Genomic DNA, 25,154 nt, shown 5'->3' on the forward strand with positions numbered 1-25,154 from the left:
CCGCGTGCCGCAACGGCGACGACCGGTCGTAACGGTTATGGCGAGCAAGGTCGCACTCAGCCGGGCGACGGCCGATTTGGCCCCACCCCTGACGGCTAATTCTCGACCATGTAGATGTGCTGAATGGAAATTTTCGGCGCCACCGCGCTAAACGCGGCCGCTCCCTCGTCGGTCACTTTGGTGCGGGTCACGATCAAGGTTTCCAGCGATTTCGACTTGGCCAGCTCCAAAATGCCGGCGTCGGTCACCTCGGTCGAACCGAGATGCAGCCACTTCAGATTCGGCAATTCGGCGAGCAAGGCCAAATGCTTGTCGGTCAAGGCGTTGGCGTCCAGATTCAGCCGCTCGATCGCTTCCAGCTTCGCCAGTTCCGGGATCGCGGCGTCGGTGATCTTCGTCTTCCACAGATTCAGATCTTTCAGGTTCGTCAGCTTGGCGATCTCGGCCGCTCCGGCGTCATCGACTCCGGTCTCGCTGACGTCCAGGCTTTCCAACGTTTCAATCTTCGCCAACTCCGGCATCCCTTGGCCAGTCACCTGGCTGCCGCGGAGACGGATCTTGGTCAACGCCGGATACTTGGTCAGCGCGACCAGATCCTCGTCGCCGGTCGGCGTGTTAAACAGATAGACCTCTTTCAGCTGCGGCAATTCCGGCAGATGTTCGAGCCCGGCCGCCGAGGCTTCGGTCTCGTCCAGGCCCAACACCTTCAGCTTGGTCAGCGGGGCCAGGTGTGCAAGATCAGCGTCTTGGATCTCCTGACCGCGAAACAGCAGCCGTTCCAACCTGGTCAACTGACCAATCGACTTCAGCGCTTCGCCGCTGACCGCGACGCCCCGCATGTCGAGCGTTTGCAGATTGTAAAGCGACGCCAGTTCGGTCGCCGACGCATCGGTCATGCCGACGTCCTGCAGCGACAACTTGCGCAAGGTGATCGCTTCGCCAAGCCCGCGAAAGTCGACGTCAGTCGCGATCACGCGGCTCAGATCCATGCCGATCGGATCGCCACCGCTGGACCGAGAAATCTTCGCGCCCAGCTTCCCCAACCGCCAGACGGTCGGCGGATCGGACGGATGCTGATCTTTTTTCGACAATTCTTCTACCGGCTTTGGCATGCAGCCAATCGCAGGCAGCAGCAAAACAGATCCGAGAAGTAGTCGTGCAAAAACAGTCATCTATTCTGGTCCGCAAAGGAAAGGAGTGTCGACACCATGATTTAAGTCGACTTGGGACGTCGGAGTTTCCCCAGTCGCGTCGCCAGATGAGGACGGTCCCCTGAAGGCGGCATCTCCCGAGACAAGCTTGGCGACGCCCCAGCACTGTAACATAATCGCCACCAAGGAAGATCCCAGTTTCCTAGAGCGATTGGCCTGCGGACGGAAAGAAATCGCTGCAAAATAAGGGATTTTGCAGCGAGTGGGCGTTTCCGGGCCCCCCGCAATACGCAAACCACCGCCTGCTCTAACTGACCAGCCAGTCATCGTACTTGGTCAGTTCGGCCTTCGCCTCTTCCGCGAATCGCGACAGGTCGCCGATCGTCATATCGAACTGTTTAAGCGCCGCCATCGACATCCGGTTGTACTTGGCGCCCAGCGACGTGACGCCGACTTCGGTCATCGCCATGTTCCCCATCTCGACCGCTTTGATCAGTTGCGAGTGAGGACCGCGATAGACGCCGGCGGTGTGGTGGTAGCGAATCGCATCGATCACCAACTCTGGAAATTTCCAGTGCCGCGCGACTCGCTCGCCAAATTCGGTATGGTCGAAGCCAAAGTACTGCTGCTCCCAGCGTACCTGAACCTGCTGGGCGGTCATCGCCGACAGCATCAGCTCGAACCGGCTGTTGAGGAACTGATCGAGAATCACGATGCCCAGATCGTGCAGCAGCCCGGCGATAAACGCATCTTCGGGTTCGCCAATCTGATGCTTCTTGGCGAACATCCTGGCGGAGACGCCGACCGCGACCATATGCTCCCACAGGCCCGATCGACTGTAACGGCCGATCTTGTCGCCCCCCTGAAACAGTTCGCTCACGCTGGCCGTAATCGCCAGGTTGCGGACTTGCTTCATGCCAAGGTAGGCGACCGCCTGCTGCAAATTGGTCACTTTGTTGCGGAGGCCGAAGGCGGACGAGTTGACCAACTTCAGCACGCGTGAAGAGAGCGAAACGTCGCACTCGATGACCGCCGTCAGGTCCGAAGCGCTCGACTCTTCGTTACTCGCGATTTCCATCGCCTGGATGGCGATTTGGGGCAGGGACGAGACCTCCTCCACGCGCTGAATCAAAATATCCAGCGCCTGTTCGTTCAACACTTTGAGCGTCGCCATCGACATGCCGGCCACTCTCCTTTTCCCCGTTGCGGTCCATTGCTCTCGCTTAGCGCAGGCGGTCCGCCACCTACGCGCATGCGGCATAGCTAAAGGATATATCGCGTTTTGCGACTCGCTGGGGCTTTCCGCCCGTTACTTGCCGCCAACGGCGTGCAGGTTATGACGGTTATGCCAGACGCGGCGTCGCCGGTCGCTACGAACCGGCCGAAACCCCCGCTACGTAACCGCTTGACCAGGCCCATTGGAAATTGAATCCGCCGATCCGTCCGTCGACGTCGCAGATCTCGCCGCACAGATACAAGCCCGGACAAACCCGCGACTCCATCGTCTTCAACTGGATCTGATCGAGCGGAATTCCCCCGGCGGTCGCTTCGGCGACGGCGAACCCGCGATTGCCGACGATCGGCGTCGGCATCGCCGTCGCCAGGCGAACCAGCCGCCGCCGCGCGGCTTTGTCGAGCTGATCGCCGGTTCGCTCGAGATCGATCTCGGCCAACTCTAACAGCAGGTCGGCCAACCGGGCGGGCAGTTTCTCCCGCAGCAGCTTTCGCAAACTGGCCGAGCCAAGCGCTTGCAGCGTTGCGTCCAACGCTTCGCTCGGCGTGCCGGGCAACCAGTTGATCCGCAGCTGCGTCTGCGGGTCATCCTCAACCGCATCCAGATAATGCCGGCTGATGTCGAGCACCGCCGGCCCCGATAGCCCGCGATGTGTGAAGAGTAGATCGCCAGTCACGATGCGCAACTTCTTACCAGTCGCAGAATGCACCAACAGCTCGGCCGGCAGACTGACGCCCGACAGTTCCTTGGGCCGCCAATCGTCAGACGCGACCAGCGGCACCAGCGCCGGAAAGAGCCGCGGCGTCAGCGTGTGTCCCAGTCGCTTCGCCAGTTCCCAGCCGTAACCGTCCGATCCGGTCTTGGGAACGCTTTTACCGCCGGTCGAGAGAATCACCCGTGGCGAGATGATTTCGCCCCACTCGCCGCTGATGGCGAACGCGTCATCCTCGTTTTTCGCCAGGCGAGTGACGCGGCGTTTGGTCAAGATCGAGACGTTCAACCGGCGGGCTTCGTTGATCAGCGCGTCGAGCACCGTCTGCGCCTTGTTGGTGGTCGGAAACAGCTTGCCGGTCTCTTCCCGCTTCAGGCGAACGCCCAGTTCCGCAAACAGCTCGACCGTCGCGTCGGCGCCAAACCGCCCCAATACCTTTTTGATCGCATTACGACTGCCGCCGCAAAAGTCGTCAGCGGTTACCTGGTAATGCGTCACATTGCAGCGACCGCCGCCGGCGATCAAGATCTTCGCCCCCAATCGCGCTGCGCCATCGAGCACCACAATTCGCTGCTCGGCGCTGGTTCTAGCGGCCCAAATCGCCGCCATCAGTCCGGCGGCGCCTCCGCCGATGATTGTCAGGTCCGCTCGATCCACAAGTCCGCCGCAAAAGTCGAAATGATGAAGTTACCATGAACCCAGGATAAACGAACCGCCCCCCGCGCGGTTTCGTCACTAAAATATCGACCTCAGGCCGACAACTCGTTCGCCGAAAATTCAACCTCGCTTCACCGTCAGCACGCAACCATGGAATCGAAACCGGTAGGACAGTCGACCCTGTTCGGCATTGGCGAAGAAGATGACCTGATTGACGAGCGCGACAGCCCTGCGGTCGCCCGGTATCGCCCGACCCTGCGGCCGCCGATGGCCAAGCTGATCGTCTATGACGACGGCGCCGAAACCGGCGACCTGATCCGCATCCGCAAATCGTCGTTTGTGATCGGGCGAACCGAAGGGGATCTCATCATCCCCCACGACAGCCAAATTTCTAGCCGGCATCTAGAAATAGTGCGGCGCGAGCATCCCGGCGGCTTTGACTGGGTGCTCCGCGACTTGGGCTCGACCAACGGCACGTTCGTCCGGGCGACGCAGATCATCGTCAAGCCGAACCAGGTGATGATGATCGGCGGCAAACGCTTTGGGCAAATCCCGCCCCGGGGCGGTGGCAATGTCGGCGCCACGATCCAGGGCGAAAAAGAACTGCTGGACGTCGCCCAGGAAGCAATGGACGAACTCGTCCCTTGCCTGCAGGAAATTAATTACGACGGCAACGGGAAACGTCACAAGCTAACCAAGAAGGAACACTGGATTGGCAGCGATCCGGTGCAATGCTCGATTTTGGTCAACGATCCGACCGTCAGTCCGCAACATGCCCGCATTTACCAAGATAAGCAAGGGCGGTGGATCATCGACGACGCCAAATCGCTAAACGGCATCTGGCTTCGTATTCGAGAATTGAATATTGGCCGCGGCGGTTACTTTCATTGCGGCGAGCAGAGGTTCTCGCTGACGGTCACCTAGGCAGGCCGTTGATTTTCTCAACGGGCTGCTGGATCGCACGGATGCGATCCCAAAATAACGACGTAAGTCGTTATTTTGCGAGCCGCGAAGAGCTACGCTCTGAGCCTGGCGAGGTTGGAAAATACCACGATGGCATTTTTCAACAGGCAGCTAGGCTTCACGCGTTCTTCACGCTCGTCAATTATTCTAGGCGACTCAGACGTCGCTCCTTCATCAATCCGCGCGCAAACTGGCGCCCAAGTCATCTTTGGCCAATGACCTATGTGGTTGAAATGCCCTCATTGTCGCACGTCGCTGGAAGTGACGAACATCGCCGAGGGACACTATCGCCCGCAGTGCCGCAGCTGCAAAAAGCTGTTCTACATCGGCGTGCCGACCGATGACGCCGCCGACGAAGAAGTGGTCGTCAAAACGCTGAAAGAGATCCGCCAAGAGCTGCGTCAGGCGTTGGGAATGCAGAAGAAAAGCAGCAACGCCACCGCCGTCGACGCTTCAGCGACTCTGCCGGTGGCGGCCCGCTTGGAAGAAGAGTACGACGAACCGCCTGCCCCGTCGGCAAGCAACGGTCACACAAGCAATGGAAACAGCGATGCCTTCACCACGTTCACTGGCGATGAGTTCTCGCTGCCGACCGCCGACGACGACGCGCTAACCCACTTCACGCCGGACGATCAGCCGGAGGAAGAAGACGACCACCCGGTCCTCAATCGCCCCAACTTCGACGATGAAGAAGAAGTGGAAGAACGCTCGCCGGTAGAGACGCCTGTCTCGGCGCCCCTGCCGCAGCGACCGACCGAACCTGACGTGGCGCTTCCTACGCTCGCCACGGCCGCCGTCTTGCCCGAAGAAGCGGACGAAGAGGAAACCGAGCCTCAGCAACCAATGCCGCAGTCGCTGGCCGGTTATCGTTTGATCCGCCTTCTGGGAAAAGGAGCGATGGGCGCCGTTTATCTGGCTCGGCAGAAGTCGCTCGATCGGGATGTCGCCGTCAAAACGATTCAGGCCAAGTGGGCTTCGAATCCCGTCTTCATCTCCCGCTTCACCCGCGAAGCGTACGCCGCCGCCCAGCTAACCCATCACAACATCGTCCAGATCTACGACCTGGGAGAAGACGAAGGGACCCACTTCTTCAGCATGGAGCTGGTCGACGGGCAATCGCTGGGCGCCCACTTGAAAGAAACCGGCCGGCTCGATCGCGACGTCGCCGTCGGGTACATCCTCCAGGCGGCTCGCGGTCTGCAGTTCGCCCACGAGCGCGGCATCGTTCATCGCGACGTGAAGCCCGACAACCTGATGCTCAACAATCAGGGAGTGGTCAAGGTGGCCGATCTCGGCCTGGTCAAACTGCCCGACGAAGAAGAAACGCCCAATAGTGAGGTCGACCAAGAGCTGCTAAAGCGACGCAGCGTCCGCAGCACCATCGCCAACATGTCGATGGGCACGCCTGCCTACATGCCGCCGGAGCAAGCCCGCGACGCGTCGAGCGTCGATCACCGGGCCGACATCTATGCGCTCGGCTGCACCTTCTACGCGCTACTGACCGGGCGACCTCCCTTTGATGGCGCCACCGCGCTAGAAGTGATCACCAAACATCTCGAGCAGCCAATCGTCCGTCCCGACGCCGTCGCCAAGCATGTGCCGAAACAGCTGGCCGACGTCACGATGCGGATGGTTGCCAAAGAGCCCGATGACCGAGCCGCCAGCCTGGTCGAGGTAATCCGCAAGCTAGAAGAGTATCTGGGCATGAGCCCGACCGGCTCGTTCTCGCCCGGACAACAGCATGTCGAGATGCTGGAAGCAGGCATCAACCGCTTCAATGCCGCATCGGCCGGGCCACTGCGCAAGTCATGCTGCCTGGCCGCGGCCGGCATCTTGGTCGCCACGATGCTCGGCAGTTTGTTGTTTGGCATGGGGGGCGTTTTCGTCGCGGCCTTGACGATGGCCGCTGCGACGCCGCTCGCTTACCTGACGATCTCCGGCCTGCTGTCGGGCAACTTCCTCTATCGCAAACTGCGGGAGTTTCTCTATTCGTCCTCGCTGCTCGATTGGCTCAAATACTTGGGCGCCGCGATGTTGACGACGCTGTTTCTACTAGCGACCGGTACGTTGCTCGCTGCAATTGGCGGAGCGGTGCTCGCGATCGGCGCCGCGGCCACGTTTTACTTTGCGGTTGATCGACGGCTGCAGAAACAGCGCGAACCGGCGCTCGAGCAGATTGAGCAGCTCCTCAAATCGCTACGCCTGCGGGGACTCGACGAGGCGGATATTCGCAGCTTCGTCGCCAAGTACGCTGGCGACGGTTGGGAAGAGCCGTTTGAGGCGTTGTTCGGCTACCAGGCCAAGCTCCATGCCCGCGACTTCGCCTGCCGCACCGGCGGTGACCAGAAACAAAAAACGTTCGCCGCCTGGCGTGATCCGATCATCCGCTATTGCGATCGCCGCATTCGCGCCGCACAGGAATCGCAGCAGCGCCATCATCTGGCCGCGATCGAGTCGAAACGCCTGCAGGCCGAAGGCGCCACCGAAGAAGAAGCGGACGCGATCGCCGCCCAGGCCGCCCAGGCAATGATCGACGAGGCGATCCATCAGCGGGAAACGGCCTACGAGCCCGACGCCGGCCCTCTCGACCCGCGCAAGGCCGCGCAGCTCCGCCGCAGCCGCCAGAAACAGATGTTGCAAGAGGGCCGCACCGCCAAGCCGGCGTCGTCGATCTCTTCGCTGAAGGAAATGGCGACGATGCCGCTCTCCTTTCTGACCGGCGCGCCACTACGCATCCTCGTTGGCGCGATTCTCTTGAGCGGCTGCGTCTTGTGGCTGCATCAAAACCATCTGCTCAGCGGCGACTTGACCACTGCCCTCGACATGAAGCGAACCTACGAGCCGCTCGAGCTGCCGATGCTGACCAGCGACCTGTCCCGGTTCTTCTCCAGCTTTTCGACCGGCGTCGCCGGCCTGGTGCTGTTGGCGTCCGCCTTCTTCGGCTCGTGGCGGCTCAGCCTGTTCGCTTGGCCAGCCGCCGCGGTAATCCTGTTCGCCGCCGGCTTCGGCATCCCGGACGTGACCGAAAAACTACACGCCGGCTACCTGGCCGGCGCGATCGGCGTCTCCCTCTTCGCCATCGGCATGATCCTCTACGGCGACGATGTCGAGTAGGGCAGTCGAGTCGTAGGGCAGGCCGTGCCTGCCGCGGCCCTGCTCAAGAAGAATAGAACACGGAGGGCACGGTCAGATAAGATCTTGGCGCCAAGTGTCTTTTCCTACCGTGTCTTTCCGTGCTCTCCGTGCTCCATCTCCTCCCGCTCCAACTTCTCAAGCGGCATCCGCAACATCCCCCACAACGTGCGCCACTGCGGCTGGTCAAACTGATCGAGCCCATAGTCGACCGGCTTGTCCTCGCCGCGCATCTGGTGCGTGCCGAAGATTCGATCCCACCACGAAAACAAAACCGAGTAATTCGAGTTCGTCTCGACGCGAATTCGCGAATGATGAATCTGATGAAACCGCGGCGTCACAATCAACCATCGTAGCGGCCGATCGAGCGGGCCCAGCGAGATATTCGCATGGTGAAACATCGTGATCGCCACCACCAGCGTCTCGTAGATCAGCAGTTCCAGCATCGCGATCCCCAGCAGCAAGATCACGCCGAGCCGCAGCGCGGCCGACGCCAATTGCTCCAGCAGATGAAACCGGGTCGCCGACGTCACGTCCATCGCCAGGTCGGCATGATGCATCCGGTGCGATCGCCAGAGCAGGGGAATGCCATGGTTCAGCCGATGCCACAGATACATCCAGAAGTCGAGCAGCAGAATCGCCAACCCAAACCGCAGCGGCGTCGCCACGTTTCCCCAGTTCAGCAGTCCCCACTGCCGCACTTCGGCCAGTTGAGCGACGCCGACCGTCACGGCCGAAAACGTCACCGCCAGCACGACCGTATTCAAAAGTGAAACCGCAACGTTCCGGCCTGCATGAACCAGGCGGCCGTCGCCCCGCGTGACCAGCGGATGAATCGACTCCCAGGTCCACAACACCGCCAGCGTCAGCAGCGTGACGCTTGGCTTGGCATAGACCGCCCAAGCAGGCGCCTCACTTACCACGCCGCCGCTACTCCTTCACCGCTTCGGCAAAGCCCGCTTCGACCAGCGACTGATAACTCGTCTTCAGCGGCTGCACTTTGTAACCTTGCTCGGCCAACAACTTGGCCGCCACGCCCGCCCGATAGCCAACCGCACAGTGAGTGTAGATCAACTTGTCTTTGGGAAGCGACTTCAGCTTCGCCTCCGCCTCGGCGCCTTTCAGCTCACTGAGCGGCAACGACTGCGCCGCCTGCAGATGCCCCGCTTCCCACTCCCGCAGCTCGCGAACATCGAGCAAGATCCCCTTTTCCTCTTGCAGCGATTTCTGCACCTCGGCCAGCGAAGGAGTCGTTGGTTCGGCCCCGTTTGCCGAAGCAGCCAGCAGGAGAACAAGCAGGGCAGGGAGGTGAAGCATGGTGCGCATCGATATGCCTTGTGGTGCGGAGAAAAGAGCAGGGGAGGACAAGTCCAGGGTAGCAGATTGCGGAGCGTTCTGCGCTAGGGCGAGCAAGCCGCCTGGCAACCTCAAACGCAAGCTTGCCCTCGGCCTGACCTACTTGGACTACCCCCCAAATACCAACACCGAGTTCGGCGGAATCGTGATCCGCGCCGTGGCGTTCAATCCGTCGCGGTGGCCGCCAAAGGCTTCGATGCCGCCGCCGTTGCCGCGTGGGGTGTAGTCGTCGTAGGCGTCGCTGTTGAAGATCTCGCGCCAATGTCCGGCGTGCGGGAAGCCGAGTTCGTAGCCCGAGAACTCGACGTCATTGAAGCTTACCACCACCACGGCGTCGCGGCCGACGCCGGGGACCCAGCGATGGAAGGCGAGAACCCGGTCGCCGGCGTTGGTGTGAAACGGATTGAGCGTTTCGCTGCGCAGGGCAGGTTCGTTACGGCGAAGCCAAACTAGCTCTTCAAAGAACCGGTGGAAACGGCCCATGTGCGGATCGCGGCCGAAGTCGAGCCCCTCCCACCAGATCAGCAAATCCGCATGATTGCCGGCGTCGTCGGCCCACCGTTTGTCTTCCAGGAACGACTGCCCCATAAAGATCATCGGGATGCCCGGCGAAGTGAGCAACAGCCCGGCCGCCGCCCGCGATCGACTGCGGGCATGCCACGACCGCGCACTATTGCCATCGGCCAGTTGCGGAACCCGGGCGTTCCGATCGCGATAAACTTCGTCGTGGCTTTCCAGGTACTGCACGGCTCGCCACGCATTCAGAAAGCCGGGCGCCCACAGATTGTTGCGGACGCGGTCCAGATCAAGCTGCGACGAGGCGCCGAAACTGGCCGAATGGACCGCATCGCGCACGCTGGTCCGAATTCCATCATGCCAGCTGGCGTCAAACCCAGCGCCGCCATGCTCCGGGAAGCGGACCACAAACGGGTCGACGCCCCAAAATTCGGCAATCTGCACCGCCGACGGATCGGTAAACCGAACCGTGTTGGTCAGGTCCTGACAAAACTTCCAGCCATCGTTGCTGTTTTGATCAACGATCACGCTGACCTGGTCGTAGCGAAAACCGTCGAAGTGGTATTCGTTGATAAAGAAGACCGCGTTGTCGATCAGAAACTGCCGGACCTCGCTTTTCCAAATCGCCCACACCGGGCCGGTATGATCTTGATCGGTAAAATACAAGCTGTCGTTCGGATTGACGCCGGCCGCCCGATCAAAAAAGTAGAGGCTCTGCGGATCGTCCTTTACCTTGCCGCCGGCGTGGTTGTAGACCACATCCAGCAGCACCGCGATGCCGTTCAGATGGAACAGCTCGATCACGATCTTCAATTGATCGCATTGGCTCTCCAAGTCTTGCTCGACCAGCGACGGCAGTCCATGTCGATTGCGCAGGCCGTTGACCAGCGGCAGGTAGGTTGCAAACTCGTTGGGAGGAACCGTGTAATCCATTTCGGGCGAGAAGATGTCGGTGCCCTCGTATCCCAAACTGCGGGAGTTTTTAAACTCGACCACCGGCAACAATTTGACGGCGTTGATCCCCAGCGCCTTCAGATAATCGAGCTTGCCCAGCAGATCGAAAAACTTGGCGACGCGGCTTGGACGATTGGGGCCGTTGAAGACGCCCACGTGCAGTTGATAGATGATCAAGTCGTTAAACGCCGGCGGAAGATAGTCTCCGTCGTGCCAGACGAAGGCGTCGGGATCGCGCAAGATGCAATCGCTATCGGGCCAGTTCCGGGTGAACTCTCGGGCATACGGATCACGCTTCCAACCGGAGCTTCCTTCGCCGTCGACCCAAAACTTGTAGTGATCGCCATCCTTCGCGTTCGGGACGAAGCAAGCCCAGTAGTCGCCATGCCGAAAAAGCTTCGCTTCGGCCGGCGGCGGCTCTTTCCAGCCGTCAACCCAACCATCAAAACTCCCCCGCAGATAAACGCCCTTGGCCCGCGGCGCCCAACAGCGAAACGTCGCCCCCGACTTGTCGGCGACCATGTTGGCGCCCATCGGCAGCGAGTTCGGATCAATCGGATCTTCGATCAACATGTTGCGATCCCCAGTTGCTATACGTCAAATGTTGCGTCCATTCGCTTAATCAGCTCGCTTACCTGCTGAGCGTCAACGACGGGAACGTCCGCTTTCGCGGTCAGATCCATTTTCATCAAAGCCTGACGGGCGACGACGGGGGCGACCGTTCCGCCCGCCATCCCCGAGCCGATCACAATCACATCGAACTCAAAATTCGGATCGACGTTATTGGGAAACAACTTTTGCTGCACGCGCCCCAACTCGACCGGCGGTCGCGTCAAAGCAGGATCTTGCCACGGCAGCTTCGCCAGGACGTAGGGATAAACTCTGCCATCTTGAACGACGTCGGCGGCGTTGTCGCCCGGGCCGCTAGCCGCCCGCAGTTGTAGGTTGGGATCGTCCTGCCACCGGTTCGGCATGATAAAGAACTTGAACGCAAACCCGCCTTCGTAGCGAGCCGTCTCTAGTTGAAAGACCCAGGCCTTCCGGGCGACGTCGTAAATCCCCTGGACCGGGTTGTTCTGCCAATCGTCGACGCTAGTGCAAAGTTCGACGCTTTGCCCATGCGTTTCGGTCAGCAACGCTTGCAAGAGAATCGTAAACACCGTTTCACTCCTATAGTCCTGGGTGAGTGAGAGCTCGTCGTGCAGGAGGTGTGGGTGAAACCCAGACGATTTCCATCCGAGTCGTCGCCATTGTAACGGCGGACGAAGGCGATACCACTACAATTAAGGGTTTCCCCTAAAAACTTCGAAAGCGAGCGTTTACGCGGTACTGGCCTGCTTAACCAGCAGCCCCTCCCCAAAAATGGTTGACGCGCCGCCCCTCCTTTAGTATAAACTTGTACAGTAACACAACAGCCTTCATTCTTCACGCATCGGCGCCTGCGGGAAGCGCCGAATTCTTTACTTCAGGCGATATTCGGCCCACGGATCTGGCCGTTCGCCCTTGTTTTGGTGAAGCCGTTATGCGGTGGCGCTCAACGTATGCGCAGGCGGCAAACCGACTGGAGAAGCAGCCATGTCCGCGATCGCGACAGCCAGTGACGATCTTGCAATGGGTAGACTGGGTCACGACCCAACAAAAGCAAATCACGGCATCCAGCTTGCTGGGTCTCGAACCAGCCTACACGTTTCGCCCAGCCTTCTTGTTGCGGCTGATCAGCCAGACAACCTGCCGGCGCTGCCCGCCGTGACGCCTTGGGAAAGCGTCAGCCTCTCGCAGTTGCTCGCCCAATACCAGCCGCCGCAGTGGTTGTTGTCCGGGCTCTTGCGGCGCGATTCTCCGGCGGTGATCTTGGGGCCCAGTCGCGGGCTGAAGTCTTCGTTAGCGGTCGAGTTATGCGGGGCTTTGGCGAGCGGCGGAACGTTCTTGGGCCAGTTCGTCGCCCCGCAGAACTTTCGCGTTGGCTTTGTCGGGGGAGTCGAGGCCCGGGAGGTCGTGACGCGGTTTGCCCGGCATTGGAGCGCCGCGGCCGACGGCAAACTAGCGGCGCTAGAGCAGATTGTTTGGGCGCTAGATTCGATCGACGCCGACGATCCGCACAACCTGCGGAGCCTCGGCGATTGGATCGGGCGGCACGCGCTGGAAGTGGTGGTGATCGACGCCGCTGCCCTCACCACCGGGCACACGCCCAAGGCGGAAGCGACCTTACTGCGGCGTTTGGTCCGCTGTTGCCAAGAGTCAGACGCCACGCCGATCGTCGTCAGCCGATTGCGCAGCGAACCGACGCCGCGGCCACTCGATTCTTCCGACTTGGCCAGCGCCCCCTGCGGCGCGGTTGCCCAGCAATGGCTGCTGCTCAATCGCCGCGAAACGTTTCGCCCTGGAGACCGCCGCCATCGGCTCTGGCTGACGCAGGGAAGTAGCGGCGGACCAAGCGGACGGTGGGGCGTCGATATCGACGAAGGTTGGGACGATGCGACAAGTTGGAACGTCACGCTGCGCGACCGCGAAGAAGCCGAGCAGGAGGTGATCGAACGCGCCAGCCAAATTCAGGCCGAACACCAAAACCGCAAGCTGCGAGCCGTTCTGAAACAAGTCGATCCCCAGCACGCCACCAAGCTGCACATTCGCGAACGGACTGGCATGAGCGGCGGCAAGTTTAGCGCCGCCTGGGAACGTTTGGTCGATGCCGGCGAGATCACCATCCTCCGCCAAACCGACGCCGAGCGCAACTATGGCGAAGCCCGGTATCGCTGGATCGATCCGGCCGAACCAAAAAATTCGGGCCGAGTCCACCACGACCCGATCGACCAAGTTTTTCAAACGATGACGATCCAAGATTTGATCGACGAGGACAAACCAGCAGAGCCATGCGAAGCGAACAAAGAGGCCTCCGAAAAATTTTCGCCGCCGAGTCCACTGCGGCCACCGCGGAAGAGCAAGAGAAAGAAAGTGAAACCGCAGAAGAAACGGTGGTGAGGAGTTTAAGAGGGGTGAACCGCAGATGGGCGCAGATGAACGCAGATAAGAATTTAGACGATGGGTCGAGCCAGCGTGATTCGCAGAGCTATGCCTTTGTTGGCGCGGCGATGGAGGTGCATTCTGTTCTTGGTTGCGGTTTCTTGGAAAAGGTGTACCACGATGCACTTGAGCTGGAATTCATCGAGCGGAAGATTCCGTTTGTTCGTGAACAGCCGATTCCGGTGCTTTACAAAGGGCAACCTTTGTCGACGCCTTACAAAGCTGACTTTGTCTGCTTTGGCTCCATCATCGTCGAACTAAAGACAATCAAACAACTATCGTCGATCGAAGAAGCCCAAGTCCTCCACTACCTAAAAGCAACCAACTTCGAGCGAGCCCTCTTACTCAACTTTGCCACCCCGAAACTCGACTACAAACGATACATCAACACCCATCTGCGCTAATCTGCGACCATCTGTGGTTCCGTTAAGTGAACCGCAGATGGTCGCAGATAAGATGAATGAATTTTTGTTTATTCGACGACGATCAAGACTTGATTTAGACGAAATATGTCGTGTGCTACTCCTTGCTTGTCCAGCCGTGGGCAGTCGGTACTCGGTTCACACTGCTGGACAAGCCAGCAGTGGCACACGTTAACCAGACTCCCATCTGCGTTCATCTGCGACCATCTGCGGTTCCACAACCCGAAGCAGCCAAAATTCCTCCCCTTGGCGACACGGCCCGTTATAATCCAATCCCATCTGCGGTCAGAGAAAGGTCGGAGACCTTCTGCGCTAACAGGATTCCTGGATATGAAGCTTCGCCTGGTTTCGCTCAGCCTGATTTTGCTGTTTTGCGGCGGCGGTCTGTCGGTTGCCGGCGATCCGGAGCAGGGGTATCGCGTGATTGTCGATAAGCCGCTGATTTCCCCCTATTGGGATCAGGAGACCTTCGAGAACACGTGGCGGGTCTGGCCCAAGGAATTGAAGGAGATTGCGGAGAAAGCTTCGCCTGATGAGCGGAAGCGGATTGCCTACGATCGGTACGGGCTGACGCCGCGACCTGACAATCCGGCCAAGCCGCTGCAGTATGTCGTGGGGGACGACGGGATGTGGACCCCCAACTGCTTTACCTGTCATGGGGGAGAGGTCGCCGGCCAGGTTCGCCCCGGCGCCCCCAATCATCGTTACGCGATGCAGACGTTGGCCGATGATATTCGCTACACCAAGATGTTGATCGGCAAGCCGCTGCTGAAGCCGGACTATGGCTCAGCGCTCGTTCCGCTGGGGGGAACCAATGGGACGACCAACGCGGTGATGTTTGGCGTCATCTTGATGAACTTCCGCGACGCTGACCTGAATGTCCACGACAATCCCAACTTTATGCCGACCAAGCATCACGACATGGATGCCCCGGCGTGGTGGAACTTCGCCGACAAAGACTACATCTACTGCGACGCCTTCGCTCCGAAGGGAGTCAAAGGGCTGATGCAGTTCGCCCTGTCGCGGGAAAACGGCCCGCAGAAATTCCGCGGTTGGCAGCAAGACTTTGAGCACGTCTACGCCTATCTCGAGTCGCTCAAGGCGCCCGAGTATCCCTATCCGGTCGACAAGGCGTTGGCAGAGCAGGGGCGCGTCGCCTTTGAGAAAACGTGTGCCCGGTGCCATGGCAAATATGGCGAAGGGGAAACCTACCCATCGATCGTCGTCGATATCGACGAAATCGGCACCGACCGGGTCCGCTACGACGCTCTCTCTCCCAATGATCGCAAGTTGTACGGCGAGAGCTGGTTCAACGACTACAACCAGGGGGCGAAAACGCTGGACGATCCGGCTGGCTACGCTGCGCCCCACCTGGGCGGCGTCTGGGCGTCTCCTCCCTATTTTCACAACGGCGCGGTCCCGACCCTGTGGCATGTCCTTAACCCCAGCGAGCGACCGACCGTCTGGCATCGGAACAGCGACGACTATGACCGGCAGCACGTTGGCTTGACGGTCGAGACGCACGAAAAAATGCCGAGCGAGGTCCGCCGGCGGGATGAGAAGCGGGAATACTTTGACGCCCGCGGCTACGGAAAAAGCGCAGCGGGGCACGACTACCCCGACGAGCTAACTCCCCAAGAGAAGCGTGCGGTGCTGGAATACCTGAAAACTCTGTAAAAACGGCCAAATCTCCGCGGCCGGCGCTCTTACGCCAGATTGACACCCGCGGCCACAGGCCGATACCATGGTCTTTTACCGAAGTCGAATCGCAGCATCCGGTTACGACTCTTCGCGAGACGCTTTAAATTTCGGCGCAGGTGCGCCGCAGCAAGGATTGGGTAACGCATGACCACGCAATTGCTTCAGGCCCGTGCAGGCAATATCACCCCAGAGATGGAGTTTGTCGCCAAGCGCGAAAACATCAGCGCCGAACTCGTTCGCGACGAAGTCGCCGCCGGCCGCTTAGTCATCCCGGCGAACAAAGTTCACCTGGCCGGTAGGCTCGAACCGATGGGGATCGGTCTGGCCACGACCTGCAAAATCAACGCCAACATTGGCAACTCGGCGGTCACCAGCGATATCGAAGATGAGCTGAAGAAGCTGCACACCGCGGTCCACTTTGGCGCCGACACCGTGATGGACCTGTCGACCGGCAAAGACATCGACAACATCCGCCGCCAGATCATTGACGCCAGCCCGGTGCCGATTGGCACTGTGCCGATCTACCAAATGCTGGAAGAACTCGGCGGCAACATCGAGGACATGCGTCCGCAGCACTTCCTGGACATGGTCGAGCATCAGGCGAAGCAGGGGGTCGACTACATGACCGTTCACTGCGGCATCAAGCTCGAGCACTTGCACCTCTCGACGCACCGCGTCACCGGCATCGTCAGCCGCGGCGGTTCGCTGATCGCCAAGTGGATGATGGCCCACCGCAAGCAAAACCCGCTGCTGACCCACTTCGACGATCTGTGCGAAATCATGCGTCAGTACGACGTCACGTGGAGCCTGGGGGACGGCATGCGTCCCGGTTCGATCGCCGACGCGTCGGACGAAGCGCAGTTTGCCGAGCTCGACGTGCTGGGCGAACTGACCAAGCGCGGCCAAGAGCTGGGCACGCAGGTGATGGTCGAAGGCCCGGGTCACATCCCGCTCGACCAGATCCAGATGAACATGGAACGTCAGCAGGAAGTCTGCAACGGCGCTCCGTTCTATGTCCTGGGCCCGCTGGTGACCGACATCGCCCCCGGCTACGACCACATCACCAGCGCCATCGGCGCCGCGATGGCGGGTTGGCATGGCGCCGCGATGCTTTGCTATGTGACGCCGAAAGAACACTTGGGCCTGCCCGAGAACGAAGACGTCAAGCAAGGCGTGATCGCCTACAAGATCTCGGCCCATGCGGCTGATGTCGCCCGCAAGCGTCCCGGCTGCCAAGATCGGGACGACGCGCTGAGCCGCGCCCGCTTCGGCTTCGATTGGAACGAACAGTTCCGCCTGTCGCTCGATCCGGAAACCGCCAAGGCGTACCACGATCAAACGCTGCCGCAGGATACCTTCAAGAGCGCTCACTTCTGCAGCATGTGCGGGCCGAAGTATTGCTCGATGAAGATCACCGAAGAGATCCGCGAAATGGCGGCCGAGCACGGCAACCTGGTTCAACTGGCCGAAACCCCCGAATAGTCGGGACGCGGCTGATCATAAGAATCTTGTGAAAAAGCGTTTCGCAGTACCTGCCTGTTGAAAAACGCCATCGTGGCATTTTTCAACCTCACCAGGCTCAGAGCGTAGCTCTTCACGGCTCGCAAAATAACGACTAACGTCGCTATTTTGCGATCGCATCCCTGCGTTCCCGCAGTCCGTCGAGATAATCGACGGACTGCAACGGGAACGCTTTTTCTTTGCGCATTTCGCCTATCCCCGCTTCGCCCCTTTCCGCATAATGCCGGCTATGGATAAAACGCTGGAAGGATCGGAAGCCCCTGCAACGTCAGAGCTGCGGATCGAAAACCCCGACCGTTTGCCGCCGCTGTCGCGCGACATCGGTTACTGGGGGATGACGATCACGCAATTCTTTGGCGCGTTCAACGACAACGTCTTCAAGCAACTGCTGCTGTTAATGGGCGTCGCCCAGGCGGTCAACGACGACGGGCAAGATCTGCAGGGGGTAGCGATGATCATCTTCTCGCTTCCCTTTCTGCTATTGGCCGGGCCGGCCGGTTACCTGGCCGACAAGTACTCGAAGACCAACGTCATCGTGCTGTCGAAGGTGGCCGAGATCGTGGCGATGCTGTTGGGCGTGGCCGGGTTTTGGTACTTCGGCATGTTCGGCTTCGCCGGGCTGTTTGTCGTGCTGTTTCTGATGGGCGCGCAGAGCACCTTCTTTGGGCCCGCCAAATACGGCATCTTGCCTGAGACGCTGCATGAGCACGATCTGCCGAAAGCGAACGGCATCTTCCTGATGACGACGTTCCTCGCCATCATCTTCGGCACCGTCGCCGCCGGCGTACTGCGTGATCAGCTGACCGCCGATGGCGCCGAATCGAACAACCGCCTCTGGATCGGCTCGGCGATTTGCGTGGTAATCGCGGTCGTCGGCACGCTGACGTCGCTGCTGGTTCGCAAGACCAAGCCCGCCAAGCCCAACGCCACGTTGACGGTCGGGGCCTGCACGGTTCCGCCCAGCGCGGTCAAGCTGTTTCGGGCCCGGCCTGCGATGCTGAAGGCGCTGCTGGCGTCGTGCATCTTCTGGCTGTGCGCCGGCATCGTACAGCAGGCGGTCAACTCGCTGGGGGTGGTGCAGCTGAAGCTGAGCGACACTCAAACCAGCATCATGAACGGGCTGATCGGCGTTGGCATCGCGATCGGCTGCATGATCGCCGGGATGTTGTCAAAAGGGCGAATCGACTTCCGCATTGTGCAGACGGGGGCCTGGGGCATTTGCGCCTCGCTGGCGCTGTTGGCCTTGCCGGGCGGCGACCATGGGCACTTGCTGGGATACTGGGGAAGCCTGCCGGTGCTGGTGGTGCTGGGCGCCTGCACCGGGATGTTCTCGGTGCCGATCCAGGTTTATCTGCAGGCGAAGGCGCCCCTTTCGCAGAAAGGGGAAGTGATCGCCGAGATGAGCCGAGCCAACTGGGTAGCGATTCTGCTCTCCGGCGTCCTCTATGGCATCTTCGATAAAATCTTGCTAAGTTTCGAGAATCCCGAAGTCGTCGAGAACCCGCACCGCTGCTATTTGTTCGCATTTACCGTGCTGATCATGTTGCCGGTTGCGATTCTTTACCATCCCCCCAGCGAAGATTTAGAGTAAACGCCGTCATGCTTGGCGCCCACTTAGATTCATCCGCTTACGTCTCGCATTTGCAACAAGAGATCGCCAAGGTCGACCAGGCCGCGATCCAGAACTGGGCCGACCTGATCTACCAGGCCTGGGAGAATGGCAAATGGGTTTACATCTTTGGCAACGGCGGATCGGGCACGACCGCCAGCCACTTTGCCGAAGATCTGGGCAAGAGCACGCTGCACGAGAAAGACCTGGGCGATGAGTCGCGCAAACGGCTGAAGGTGCTCAGCCTGACCGACAACGCCGGTTGGCTGATGGCGATCGGCAACGACCTGGCCTACGACCAGATCTTCGTGCAGCAGTTGATGAACTACGGCGGAGAAGGGGATGTAGTGATCGCGATCAGCGGATCAGGCAACAGCGACAACGTGCTGCACGCGGTCGACTGGGCCAATCGCCACGGCCTGACGACGATCGGCCTGACCGGCTACAGCGGCGGCAAGCTGAAAGACCTGGCCCACCATAGCCTGCACGTGCCGACCAACGACATGGGAATGGTCGAGAGCATCCATCTTTGCCTGTTCCACTGGGTGCTGAACGACGTCTTCGCCCGGATCAATCACGTCGGCCGCTACGAAGCGTAACAGGGCCGCCCGCCACCAACCGCCAAACGCCCCGAGGAGAAAGCTCTTTCATGTTCCTCGGAATCGAGATTGGCGGAACCAAGCTGCAAGTCGCCGTCGGCCTGCCCGGGCAAGAGCCCGTCGCGCTGGAGCGAATGGAAGTGCAGGCGGACCGGGGCGCGAACGGCATTCTCAACCAGATCGAAACGGCCGCCCATCGCCTGCTGCAGAAGAACCAACCGCTGGGGATCGGCGTCGGCTTTGGCGGCCCGGTCGATCCGCAAACCGGCGTCGTCGCCAAGAGCCATCAGATCGACGGCTGGAATCGCTTTCCATTGCGCGACTGGTGTGAGAAGACCTTCAACCTGCCCACCGCGATCTGCAACGACTGCGACGCGGCGGCCCTGGCCGAAGCGACCTACGGCGCCGCGGCTGGCGCCAAGAGCGTCTTCTATGTCACCGTCGGTACCGGCGTGGGAGGCGGCTTCGTTTATCAGGGGCAACAGTTTGGCGCCGATCGCCCGACGATTGCCGAGATCGGCCACATGCGCCCCGGCATCCATGCCGACCGCGCCGAGATCACCGTCGAGTCGATCGCCAGCGGTTGGGGCCTGGCGGCCGAAGCCCGCTCGCGACTGATGGGGGACGTTTCGCGTTCGCTCTCCTTGTCGCGCGATCGCAGTCCGATTGCCGAGCAGACCAGCGACGAGTTCGCCCGCGACCTACTGCTCCGCTGTGACCATGACCTCGACCAACTAACCGCCAAGCTGATCGGCCAGGCCGCCGCCGACGGCAACGAACTGGCCCGCGACATTCTGGAACATGGCACGCAGGCCCTGGGCTGGGCGATCGCCCAAGTCGTGACGCTGATGGCGCCGCAAGTGATCGTGGTCGGCGGGGGCGTCTCGCTAATGGGAGACCAACTCTTCTTCACGCCGCTGCGGGCGCAGGTCCGCCGCTTCGTCTTCCCGCCGTTGGTCGATAGTTGTTCGATTGTGTCGGCGAAGTTGGGAGAGTTGGTGGTGGTGCACGGCGCACTAGCCCTGGCCGCGCAACGATCTGAACACTAAGCGCGAGGCGCGAGCCGAGGGAATGTGGCCGCAAAGAACACGACGGCATCCTGCGCGCAACGGTTCAAAGCACCTACAAGCCGCTTCTTTCGCTATCCTCCGACTGGCTCGTCTTCGAACCCCACAATTCTGCTTGACAAAGCGCACGGAATTGTGGTCGATTTCAGGCGACGTTTGAGGACGTCGCCCGCTGGGCTTGGTCTTTGGAAATTGATGAAGGAGGCTTAGAACGCTCAACACTAGCCCGCAGTTCGTGGTCCGCACCGCGGCCCCTACCTAGTTAGTTCGCGGATGTCATCCAGCAGTGCGTTTACGTCGTTCAGCGACGTGTCCCACGAGCACATGAAGCGGGCGCCGCCGTTGGCGATGAAGCCGTAGAACTTCCAGCCTTTCGCGCGCAGCCCTTCGGCCACCGGTTCCGGCATCTGCACGAAGCAGGCGTTCGCTTCGACTGGGGCGAGCAGCGACACGCCGTCGATCGACTCGATTCCCTTACCCAGTTCCGCCGCACAGGCGTTGGCGCTTTGGGCGTGCTTCAGCCAGGCGTTCGATTCGAGCAGGCCGATCCAGGGCGCCGAGAGGAACCGCATCTTCGAGGCGAGTTGGCCTGACTGTTTGCAGCGGTACTCGAACTCGTGGGCCAGCTCTTTGTTGAAGAAGATGACCGCTTCGCCAACCGGCATGCCGATCTTGGTGCCGCCGAAGCAGAGGACGTCGATCCCCAGTCGCCAAGTGACGTCAGCCGGGGCTTTGCCCAAGCTGGCCAGCGCGTTCGACAGCCGGGCGCCATCCAGGTGGAGCCGCAGGTGGTGCCGCTTCGCCGTGTCGCACAGGGCGGCCAGTTCGTCGGGCTGATAGACCGTGCCCATTTCGGTCGCCTGGGTGACGCTTAACACGCGCGGCTTGGGATAGTGAATGTCCTTGCGGCGGTTGACGATGTTCTCGACCGCAGTCGGATCAATCTTGCCATTGGCTCCGTCGGCCAGCAGAACCTTGGTGCCGTTGGAGAAGAACTCCGGGGCGCCGCATTCGTCGGTCTCGACGTGCGCCTGGGCGTGGCAGATGACGCTGTGGTACGAGTTGCAGAGCGCGGCCAAGGCGAGCGAGTTGGCGGCGGTGCCGTTGAAGACGAAGTAGACTTCGCAGTCGGTCTCGAAGAACTCTCGCAGCAGGTCGGACGCGCGGTCGGTCCAGGGATCATCTCCGTAGGCAGGGGCATGACCCAAGCGGGCATGCTCGAGCGCTTCCCAGACTTCAGGGATGACGCCTGCGTAGTTATCGCTGGCGAACTGACGGCGCGGCAGTGGATTGGGGGCGTTCAAGCGACCCTCCGACGAAACTGAAGATGTGAAAGACCAAGCGTTCCGCTCCATTATGCCTGATCCTCGTCGGGGGCTCTTGTAGAATCTGCGCGCAAACCAAAGAGCAATTTACTTTCCGCGGGGGCAATTTACTTTCCGCGGCTTTCCGCATGCTTGGCCCGGACTTCGGGCAAAGGATAATCGACAATTGGCAAATTTACTTGCACTAACTCTTTGAGGCGCTGATAGCCGCGGGTCGCCAGCTCCTGGCGCTGGGCGACGAAGGCCGCGTCGAGGTTCGCCTTAGCGAAGTCTCCCTCGGCCGTCACCGGCGCGAAGCCCTCGTCAACGATGAACTGCGCCAACACCGGGTTACAGCGAATGTGGCGTTCGGGCGTCGTGTGCAACACCTCGGGATCGAGCATTCCGATCACGTACCGCAAGTAGAGATCGCTTTCGGTCAGCTTCTCAACCGGCTGACCGCAAACTTCGCAGTTGTACCCTTCGTCGCACTTGGCCATTTACAGCCCCAGGACGTCGGCCATCGTGTACAGGCCCGGCGGTTTGCCGGCGGCGTACTGAGCCGCTTTCAAGGCGCCGTTGGCGTAGCAGTCGCGGTTGCTGGCGCCCACCTTCAGCTCGATCGTTTCGCCCAATAGGCCAAAGATGATCGTGTGCTCGCCGGGGTTGTCGCCGACGCGGACGGCGTGGTAACCGATCTCGTCGCGGGGACGTTCACCGGGGCGGCCTTCGCGGCCGTGGGCTTCCTTGGTCTGGCCCATCTGCGACTGGACGATCTCGCCGAATTTCAGGGCGGTGCCGCTGGGGGAGTCTTCTTTGAAGCGATGATGCCGCTCGATGATTTCGACGTCGGCGCCGCCCGGGTAATCCTTCAGCGCGGCGGCGGCGATCTCGGTCAGCTTCATCGTCAGGTTGACCGCCAGGCTCATGCTGGGCGCCCAGACGATAGCGATCTTCTGGGCCGCTTCGTGCAGCAACGCCTTTTGCGCGTCGGTCAGGCCGGTGGTCGCCATCACCAGGGCGATGTTGCTGTCGACGCAGGTCTGGATCGCTCGATCAGCGCCGGCCGGAACCGAGAAGTCGATCAGCGCGTCGGCTTCGACGTCCAACTTGCTGGTCAGCGGCAAGCCGATCGGACCGACGCCGGCGATCGCTCCGGCGTCTTCGCCCAGCTTCGGCTGGCCGTCATGCTCCAGCGCCGCCACCAGGTTGATGCCGGGGTTTTGATGGCCGAGTGCGATCAAACGTTGTCCCATTCGACCAGCAGCTCCGCTGATCACGACGCGCGGTGCGCTCATAGCTTTGTTAACTCCGATGAACCGTTCTTGGGTGCCGTTGCCACGTCTGCGTGGCAAGGAATGCGTGGACAAGAGGTAGGGTTGGTGCAGCAAGCGAATAGGTCTTGCGAATTCCATATTCGCGTGAATCGCTTGCGTAACCCACCTTGAACTTGCCAACGCATTGTTGGGTTTCGCTTCGCTGCACCCAACCTACAACTCGACTTCAATCTACCGTGTGCCACTGCTGGCTCGTCCAGCAGTGGCACACGGTAGATTGAACGATGATGGACGCCGCATTCCCTCGGCTTGCGCCTCGGGCTACGATTGCTCCGCAAGGTGTGCGAAGAACGTAGCGGGCATCGACTAACCGTACAACTGAATCGCGGTGACGATGTCGGCCAGTTCGTTTTTGACCGCGACGGCGCGGTTGGCGTGGGCGGCTCGTTTGACGCCGCGGCTGCCGAGGATCTGGTTGAAGTAATCCTGGTCGGTCGTGTGATAGGCGACCGTCGCATTCGGATCCTTTAGCAGGTGCCCGGTCAGGATGCAGACGACGCGGTCGCTGGGAGCGATGACCCCTTCTTCTCGCAGCATCTTGGCGCCCGCCACGCTGGCGGCGCTGGCCGGCTCGCACCCCATGCCGCCCGAGCCGACTTGGCTCTTGGCGTCCATGATCTCTTGATCGTTCACCTGGCGGACGACGCCGTCGCAATCGTGCAGCGCTCGCAGGCACTTGGTCAGATTGACCGGGCGATTGATCTCGATCGCGCTGGCCAAGGTCGACGCTTTGGCGCCGGTCTCGTCCATCGTCTGGTAGTAACCGTTGATCAGGTCTTTGTCGAAGTGCCCGCCATTCCAGCGAAGGTTGTGCTTGTTGTAAAGCTGGTCAAGCGTATCGGCGCCGCCTGCGTTGATCACCGCCAGCCGCGGAATCCGCGTGATCAGGCCGAGCTCTTTCAGTTCGGCGAACGCTTTGCCGAAGGCGCTGGAGTTCCCCAGGTTGCCGCCCGGCACGACGATCCAATCGGGCGGCTCCCAACGAAGCGCCTCAAGCACGCGGAACATCACCGACTTTTGCCCTTCCAGACGGAACGGGTTGACGCTGTTAACCAAGTAGATCCCCAGGTCCTTGGTCACTTCCTTCACGCGGGCCATGGCGTCGTCAAAGTCGCCGGAGATCTGCAGCGTGAGGGCGCCATAGTCGAGCGCCTGCGACAGCTTGCCGTACGAGATCTTGCCCGAGCCGATGAAGATCACCGCCTTCATCAATTGGGTCACCGAGCAATACATCGCCAAAGAGGCGCTGGTGTTGCCGGTCGAAGCGCAGGCGGCTCGCTTGGCGCCGACGATGTGGGCGTGAGAGAACGCGGCCGTCATGCCGTTGTCTTTGAAGCTGCCGGAAGGGTTCATCCCCTCGTACTGCAGATGCAACTTGCCGGAGTCGAGCCCGACGTACTGGCCAACCCGATCGGTCTGCTGCAGCAACGTTTGGCCTTCGCCCAGCGTGACGATCTGCTCGTCGGTGGCGTACGGGAACAAGCTGCGGAACCGCCAGACGCCGCTGAAGTTGAGTGGGTTATCGCGACGCGACCAGTTCGCTTCGATCTCTTTCCAACTGCTCGGGGGTCTTACCTGATCCCAGTCATACTTGACGTCAAGCAGTTCGCCGCAAGCGGGACAAGCGACCAGCACTTGGCCGATGTCGTAGGTCTTTCCGCAATTCGGCGAGAGGCATTTTTGAAATGCGTGAGGAGCGTCGGCCACGAGGCTAATTACTTACTATGAAAGGCTTTTTGAACAAAAATCGGAATGCTCAGTCTATTGGAGCAAACCAGGCCCATCAAGGCGAGATCCCACCGCCTGTGAGGCTGAAAAAGGGAAGTTGCTGCAAAAATTGACGCGGCGAAAACTCCCCCATTAGAATAAAGGGGCTTTCACTCACCTCAACGGAGTTC

General features: G+C 60.6%; 20 protein-coding genes. 9 read left to right on the top strand and 11 right to left on the bottom strand.

Annotation, left to right across the window (positions count from 1 at the left end; all coding sequences use genetic code 11):
- Positions 1–95: 95 nt before the first annotated feature.
- The 3 genes from Enr8_RS17800 to Enr8_RS17810 all read right to left on the bottom strand — a co-directional run bounded on the left by Enr8_RS17800 (position 96) and on the right by Enr8_RS17810 (position 3,754).
- Positions 96–1,112, bottom strand: coding sequence for a leucine-rich repeat domain-containing protein (locus tag Enr8_RS17800; RefSeq protein ID WP_186767724.1), 1,017 nt, complete (start codon positions 1,110–1,112; stop codon positions 96–98).
- A gap of 346 nt (positions 1,113–1,458) precedes the next feature.
- The gene (locus Enr8_RS17805; protein WP_186767725.1) at positions 1,459–2,331 is read right to left on the bottom strand and encodes an HDOD domain-containing protein; all 873 of its coding nucleotides are present in this window, start codon (positions 2,329–2,331) and stop codon (positions 1,459–1,461) included.
- 190 nt (positions 2,332–2,521) lie between these two features.
- A complete protein-coding gene (locus Enr8_RS17810; protein ID WP_146434048.1) occupies positions 2,522–3,754 on the bottom strand; it encodes a BaiN/RdsA family NAD(P)/FAD-dependent oxidoreductase in 1,233 nt (410 codons plus the stop codon).
- A 150-nt stretch (positions 3,755–3,904) separates the two neighbouring features.
- Here Enr8_RS17810 and Enr8_RS17815 point away from each other — a divergent pair, with 150 nt between their 5' ends.
- Both Enr8_RS17815 and Enr8_RS17820 read left to right on the top strand, forming a co-directional pair.
- The gene (locus Enr8_RS17815; protein ID WP_146434049.1) at positions 3,905–4,678 is read left to right on the top strand and encodes an FHA domain-containing protein; all 774 of its coding nucleotides are present in this window, start codon (positions 3,905–3,907) and stop codon (positions 4,676–4,678) included.
- A gap of 267 nt (positions 4,679–4,945) precedes the next feature.
- Positions 4,946–7,831 carry a serine/threonine-protein kinase gene (locus Enr8_RS17820; RefSeq protein ID WP_222434898.1) on the top strand — a complete coding sequence of 962 codons (2,886 nt, stop codon included), beginning with the start codon at positions 4,946–4,948 and terminating at the stop codon, positions 7,829–7,831.
- A gap of 104 nt (positions 7,832–7,935) precedes the next feature.
- On the opposite strand, the gene Enr8_RS17825 is transcribed toward Enr8_RS17820, so the two are convergent.
- From Enr8_RS17825 to Enr8_RS17840, 4 genes are all read right to left on the bottom strand, one after another.
- On the bottom strand, positions 7,936–8,772 hold the full coding sequence (locus tag Enr8_RS17825) for a sterol desaturase family protein (protein WP_146434051.1): 837 nt from the start codon (positions 8,770–8,772) through the stop codon (positions 7,936–7,938).
- Between the two features lie 7 nt (positions 8,773–8,779).
- Complete coding sequence (locus Enr8_RS17830) at positions 8,780–9,166, bottom strand: rhodanese-like domain-containing protein (RefSeq protein WP_222434899.1); 387 nt, start codon at positions 9,164–9,166, stop codon at positions 8,780–8,782.
- A gap of 147 nt (positions 9,167–9,313) precedes the next feature.
- Positions 9,314–11,248 (bottom strand): alpha amylase C-terminal domain-containing protein, encoded by a 1,935-nt coding sequence (locus Enr8_RS17835; RefSeq protein ID WP_146434053.1) that lies wholly within the window; start codon positions 11,246–11,248, stop codon positions 9,314–9,316.
- Positions 11,249–11,265: 17 nt separating this feature from the next.
- Entirely contained in the window at positions 11,266–11,835 is a 570-nt protein-coding gene (locus Enr8_RS17840; protein WP_146434057.1) for a hypothetical protein, read from the bottom strand.
- 586 nt (positions 11,836–12,421) lie between these two features.
- Between Enr8_RS17840 and Enr8_RS17845 the strand changes: the two genes are divergently transcribed.
- The 7 genes from Enr8_RS17845 (at position 12,422) to Enr8_RS17875 (ending at position 20,597) form a co-directional block, all read left to right on the top strand.
- Positions 12,422–13,654 carry an AAA family ATPase gene (locus Enr8_RS17845; protein WP_186767726.1) on the top strand — a complete coding sequence of 411 codons (1,233 nt, stop codon included), beginning with the start codon at positions 12,422–12,424 and terminating at the stop codon, positions 13,652–13,654.
- A 14-nt stretch (positions 13,655–13,668) separates the two neighbouring features.
- Positions 13,669–14,100, top strand: a complete 432-nt coding sequence (locus tag Enr8_RS17850; RefSeq protein WP_222434900.1) for a GxxExxY protein — start codon at positions 13,669–13,671, stop codon at positions 14,098–14,100.
- Between the two features lie 348 nt (positions 14,101–14,448).
- Positions 14,449–15,795, top strand: a complete 1,347-nt coding sequence (locus Enr8_RS17855; RefSeq protein WP_146434063.1) for a c-type cytochrome — start codon at positions 14,449–14,451, stop codon at positions 15,793–15,795.
- Between the two features lie 168 nt (positions 15,796–15,963).
- Positions 15,964–17,301: a phosphomethylpyrimidine synthase ThiC gene (gene thiC, locus Enr8_RS17860; protein WP_146434065.1), complete on the top strand. Its 1,338-nt coding sequence runs from the start codon at positions 15,964–15,966 to the stop codon at positions 17,299–17,301.
- 268 nt (positions 17,302–17,569) lie between these two features.
- Entirely contained in the window at positions 17,570–18,931 is a 1,362-nt protein-coding gene (locus Enr8_RS17865) for an MFS transporter (protein WP_186767727.1), read from the top strand.
- An 8-nt stretch (positions 18,932–18,939) separates the two neighbouring features.
- Positions 18,940–19,548 (top strand): D-sedoheptulose-7-phosphate isomerase, encoded by a 609-nt coding sequence (locus tag Enr8_RS17870; protein WP_146434069.1) that lies wholly within the window; start codon positions 18,940–18,942, stop codon positions 19,546–19,548.
- A gap of 50 nt (positions 19,549–19,598) precedes the next feature.
- On the top strand, positions 19,599–20,597 hold the full coding sequence (locus Enr8_RS17875; protein ID WP_146434071.1) for an ROK family protein: 999 nt from the start codon (positions 19,599–19,601) through the stop codon (positions 20,595–20,597).
- Positions 20,598–20,869: 272 nt separating this feature from the next.
- On the opposite strand, the gene Enr8_RS17880 is transcribed toward Enr8_RS17875, so the two are convergent.
- From Enr8_RS17880 to thrC, 4 genes are all read right to left on the bottom strand, one after another.
- Entirely contained in the window at positions 20,870–21,919 is a 1,050-nt protein-coding gene (locus Enr8_RS17880) for a threonine aldolase family protein (RefSeq protein WP_222434901.1), read from the bottom strand.
- A 128-nt stretch (positions 21,920–22,047) separates the two neighbouring features.
- Positions 22,048–22,419 (bottom strand): hypothetical protein, encoded by a 372-nt coding sequence (locus Enr8_RS17885; protein ID WP_146434075.1) that lies wholly within the window; start codon positions 22,417–22,419, stop codon positions 22,048–22,050.
- Positions 22,420–23,217: a 4-hydroxy-tetrahydrodipicolinate reductase gene (gene dapB, locus Enr8_RS17890; protein WP_146434078.1), complete on the bottom strand. Its 798-nt coding sequence runs from the start codon at positions 23,215–23,217 to the stop codon at positions 22,420–22,422.
- Positions 23,218–23,562: 345 nt separating this feature from the next.
- Complete coding sequence (thrC, locus tag Enr8_RS17895) at positions 23,563–24,963, bottom strand: threonine synthase (protein ID WP_146434080.1); 1,401 nt, start codon at positions 24,961–24,963, stop codon at positions 23,563–23,565.
- Between the last annotated feature and the right edge of the window lie 191 nt (positions 24,964–25,154).

Source organism: Blastopirellula retiformator (assembly GCF_007859755.1).
Classification (GTDB): Bacteria; Planctomycetota; Planctomycetia; order Pirellulales; family Pirellulaceae; genus Blastopirellula; species Blastopirellula retiformator.

What these genes read in the sequence shown, in the direction of transcription:
- dapB (WP_146434078.1), bottom strand. Translation starts at nt 23,217, where the DNA reads ATGAGCGCACCGCGCGTCGTGATCAGCGGAGCTGCTGGTCGAATGGGA.
- thiC (WP_146434065.1), top strand. Translation starts at nt 15,964, where the DNA reads ATGACCACGCAATTGCTTCAGGCCCGTGCAGGCAATATCACCCCAGAG.
- Enr8_RS17830 (WP_222434899.1), bottom strand. Translation starts at nt 9,166, where the DNA reads ATGCTTCACCTCCCTGCCCTGCTTGTTCTCCTGCTGGCTGCTTCGGCA.
- Enr8_RS17870 (WP_146434069.1), top strand. Translation starts at nt 18,940, where the DNA reads ATGCTTGGCGCCCACTTAGATTCATCCGCTTACGTCTCGCATTTGCAA.
- Enr8_RS17885 (WP_146434075.1), bottom strand. Translation starts at nt 22,419, where the DNA reads ATGGCCAAGTGCGACGAAGGGTACAACTGCGAAGTTTGCGGTCAGCCG.
- Enr8_RS17815 (WP_146434049.1), top strand. Translation starts at nt 3,905, where the DNA reads ATGGAATCGAAACCGGTAGGACAGTCGACCCTGTTCGGCATTGGCGAA.
- Enr8_RS17875 (WP_146434071.1), top strand. Translation starts at nt 19,599, where the DNA reads ATGTTCCTCGGAATCGAGATTGGCGGAACCAAGCTGCAAGTCGCCGTC.
- Enr8_RS17805 (WP_186767725.1), bottom strand. Translation starts at nt 2,331, where the DNA reads ATGTCGATGGCGACGCTCAAAGTGTTGAACGAACAGGCGCTGGATATT.
- Enr8_RS17835 (WP_146434053.1), bottom strand. Translation starts at nt 11,248, where the DNA reads ATGTTGATCGAAGATCCGATTGATCCGAACTCGCTGCCGATGGGCGCC.
- Enr8_RS17865 (WP_186767727.1), top strand. Translation starts at nt 17,570, where the DNA reads ATGGATAAAACGCTGGAAGGATCGGAAGCCCCTGCAACGTCAGAGCTG.
- Enr8_RS17855 (WP_146434063.1), top strand. Translation starts at nt 14,449, where the DNA reads ATGAAGCTTCGCCTGGTTTCGCTCAGCCTGATTTTGCTGTTTTGCGGC.
- Enr8_RS17800 (WP_186767724.1), bottom strand. Translation starts at nt 1,112, where the DNA reads ATGCCAAAGCCGGTAGAAGAATTGTCGAAAAAAGATCAGCATCCGTCC.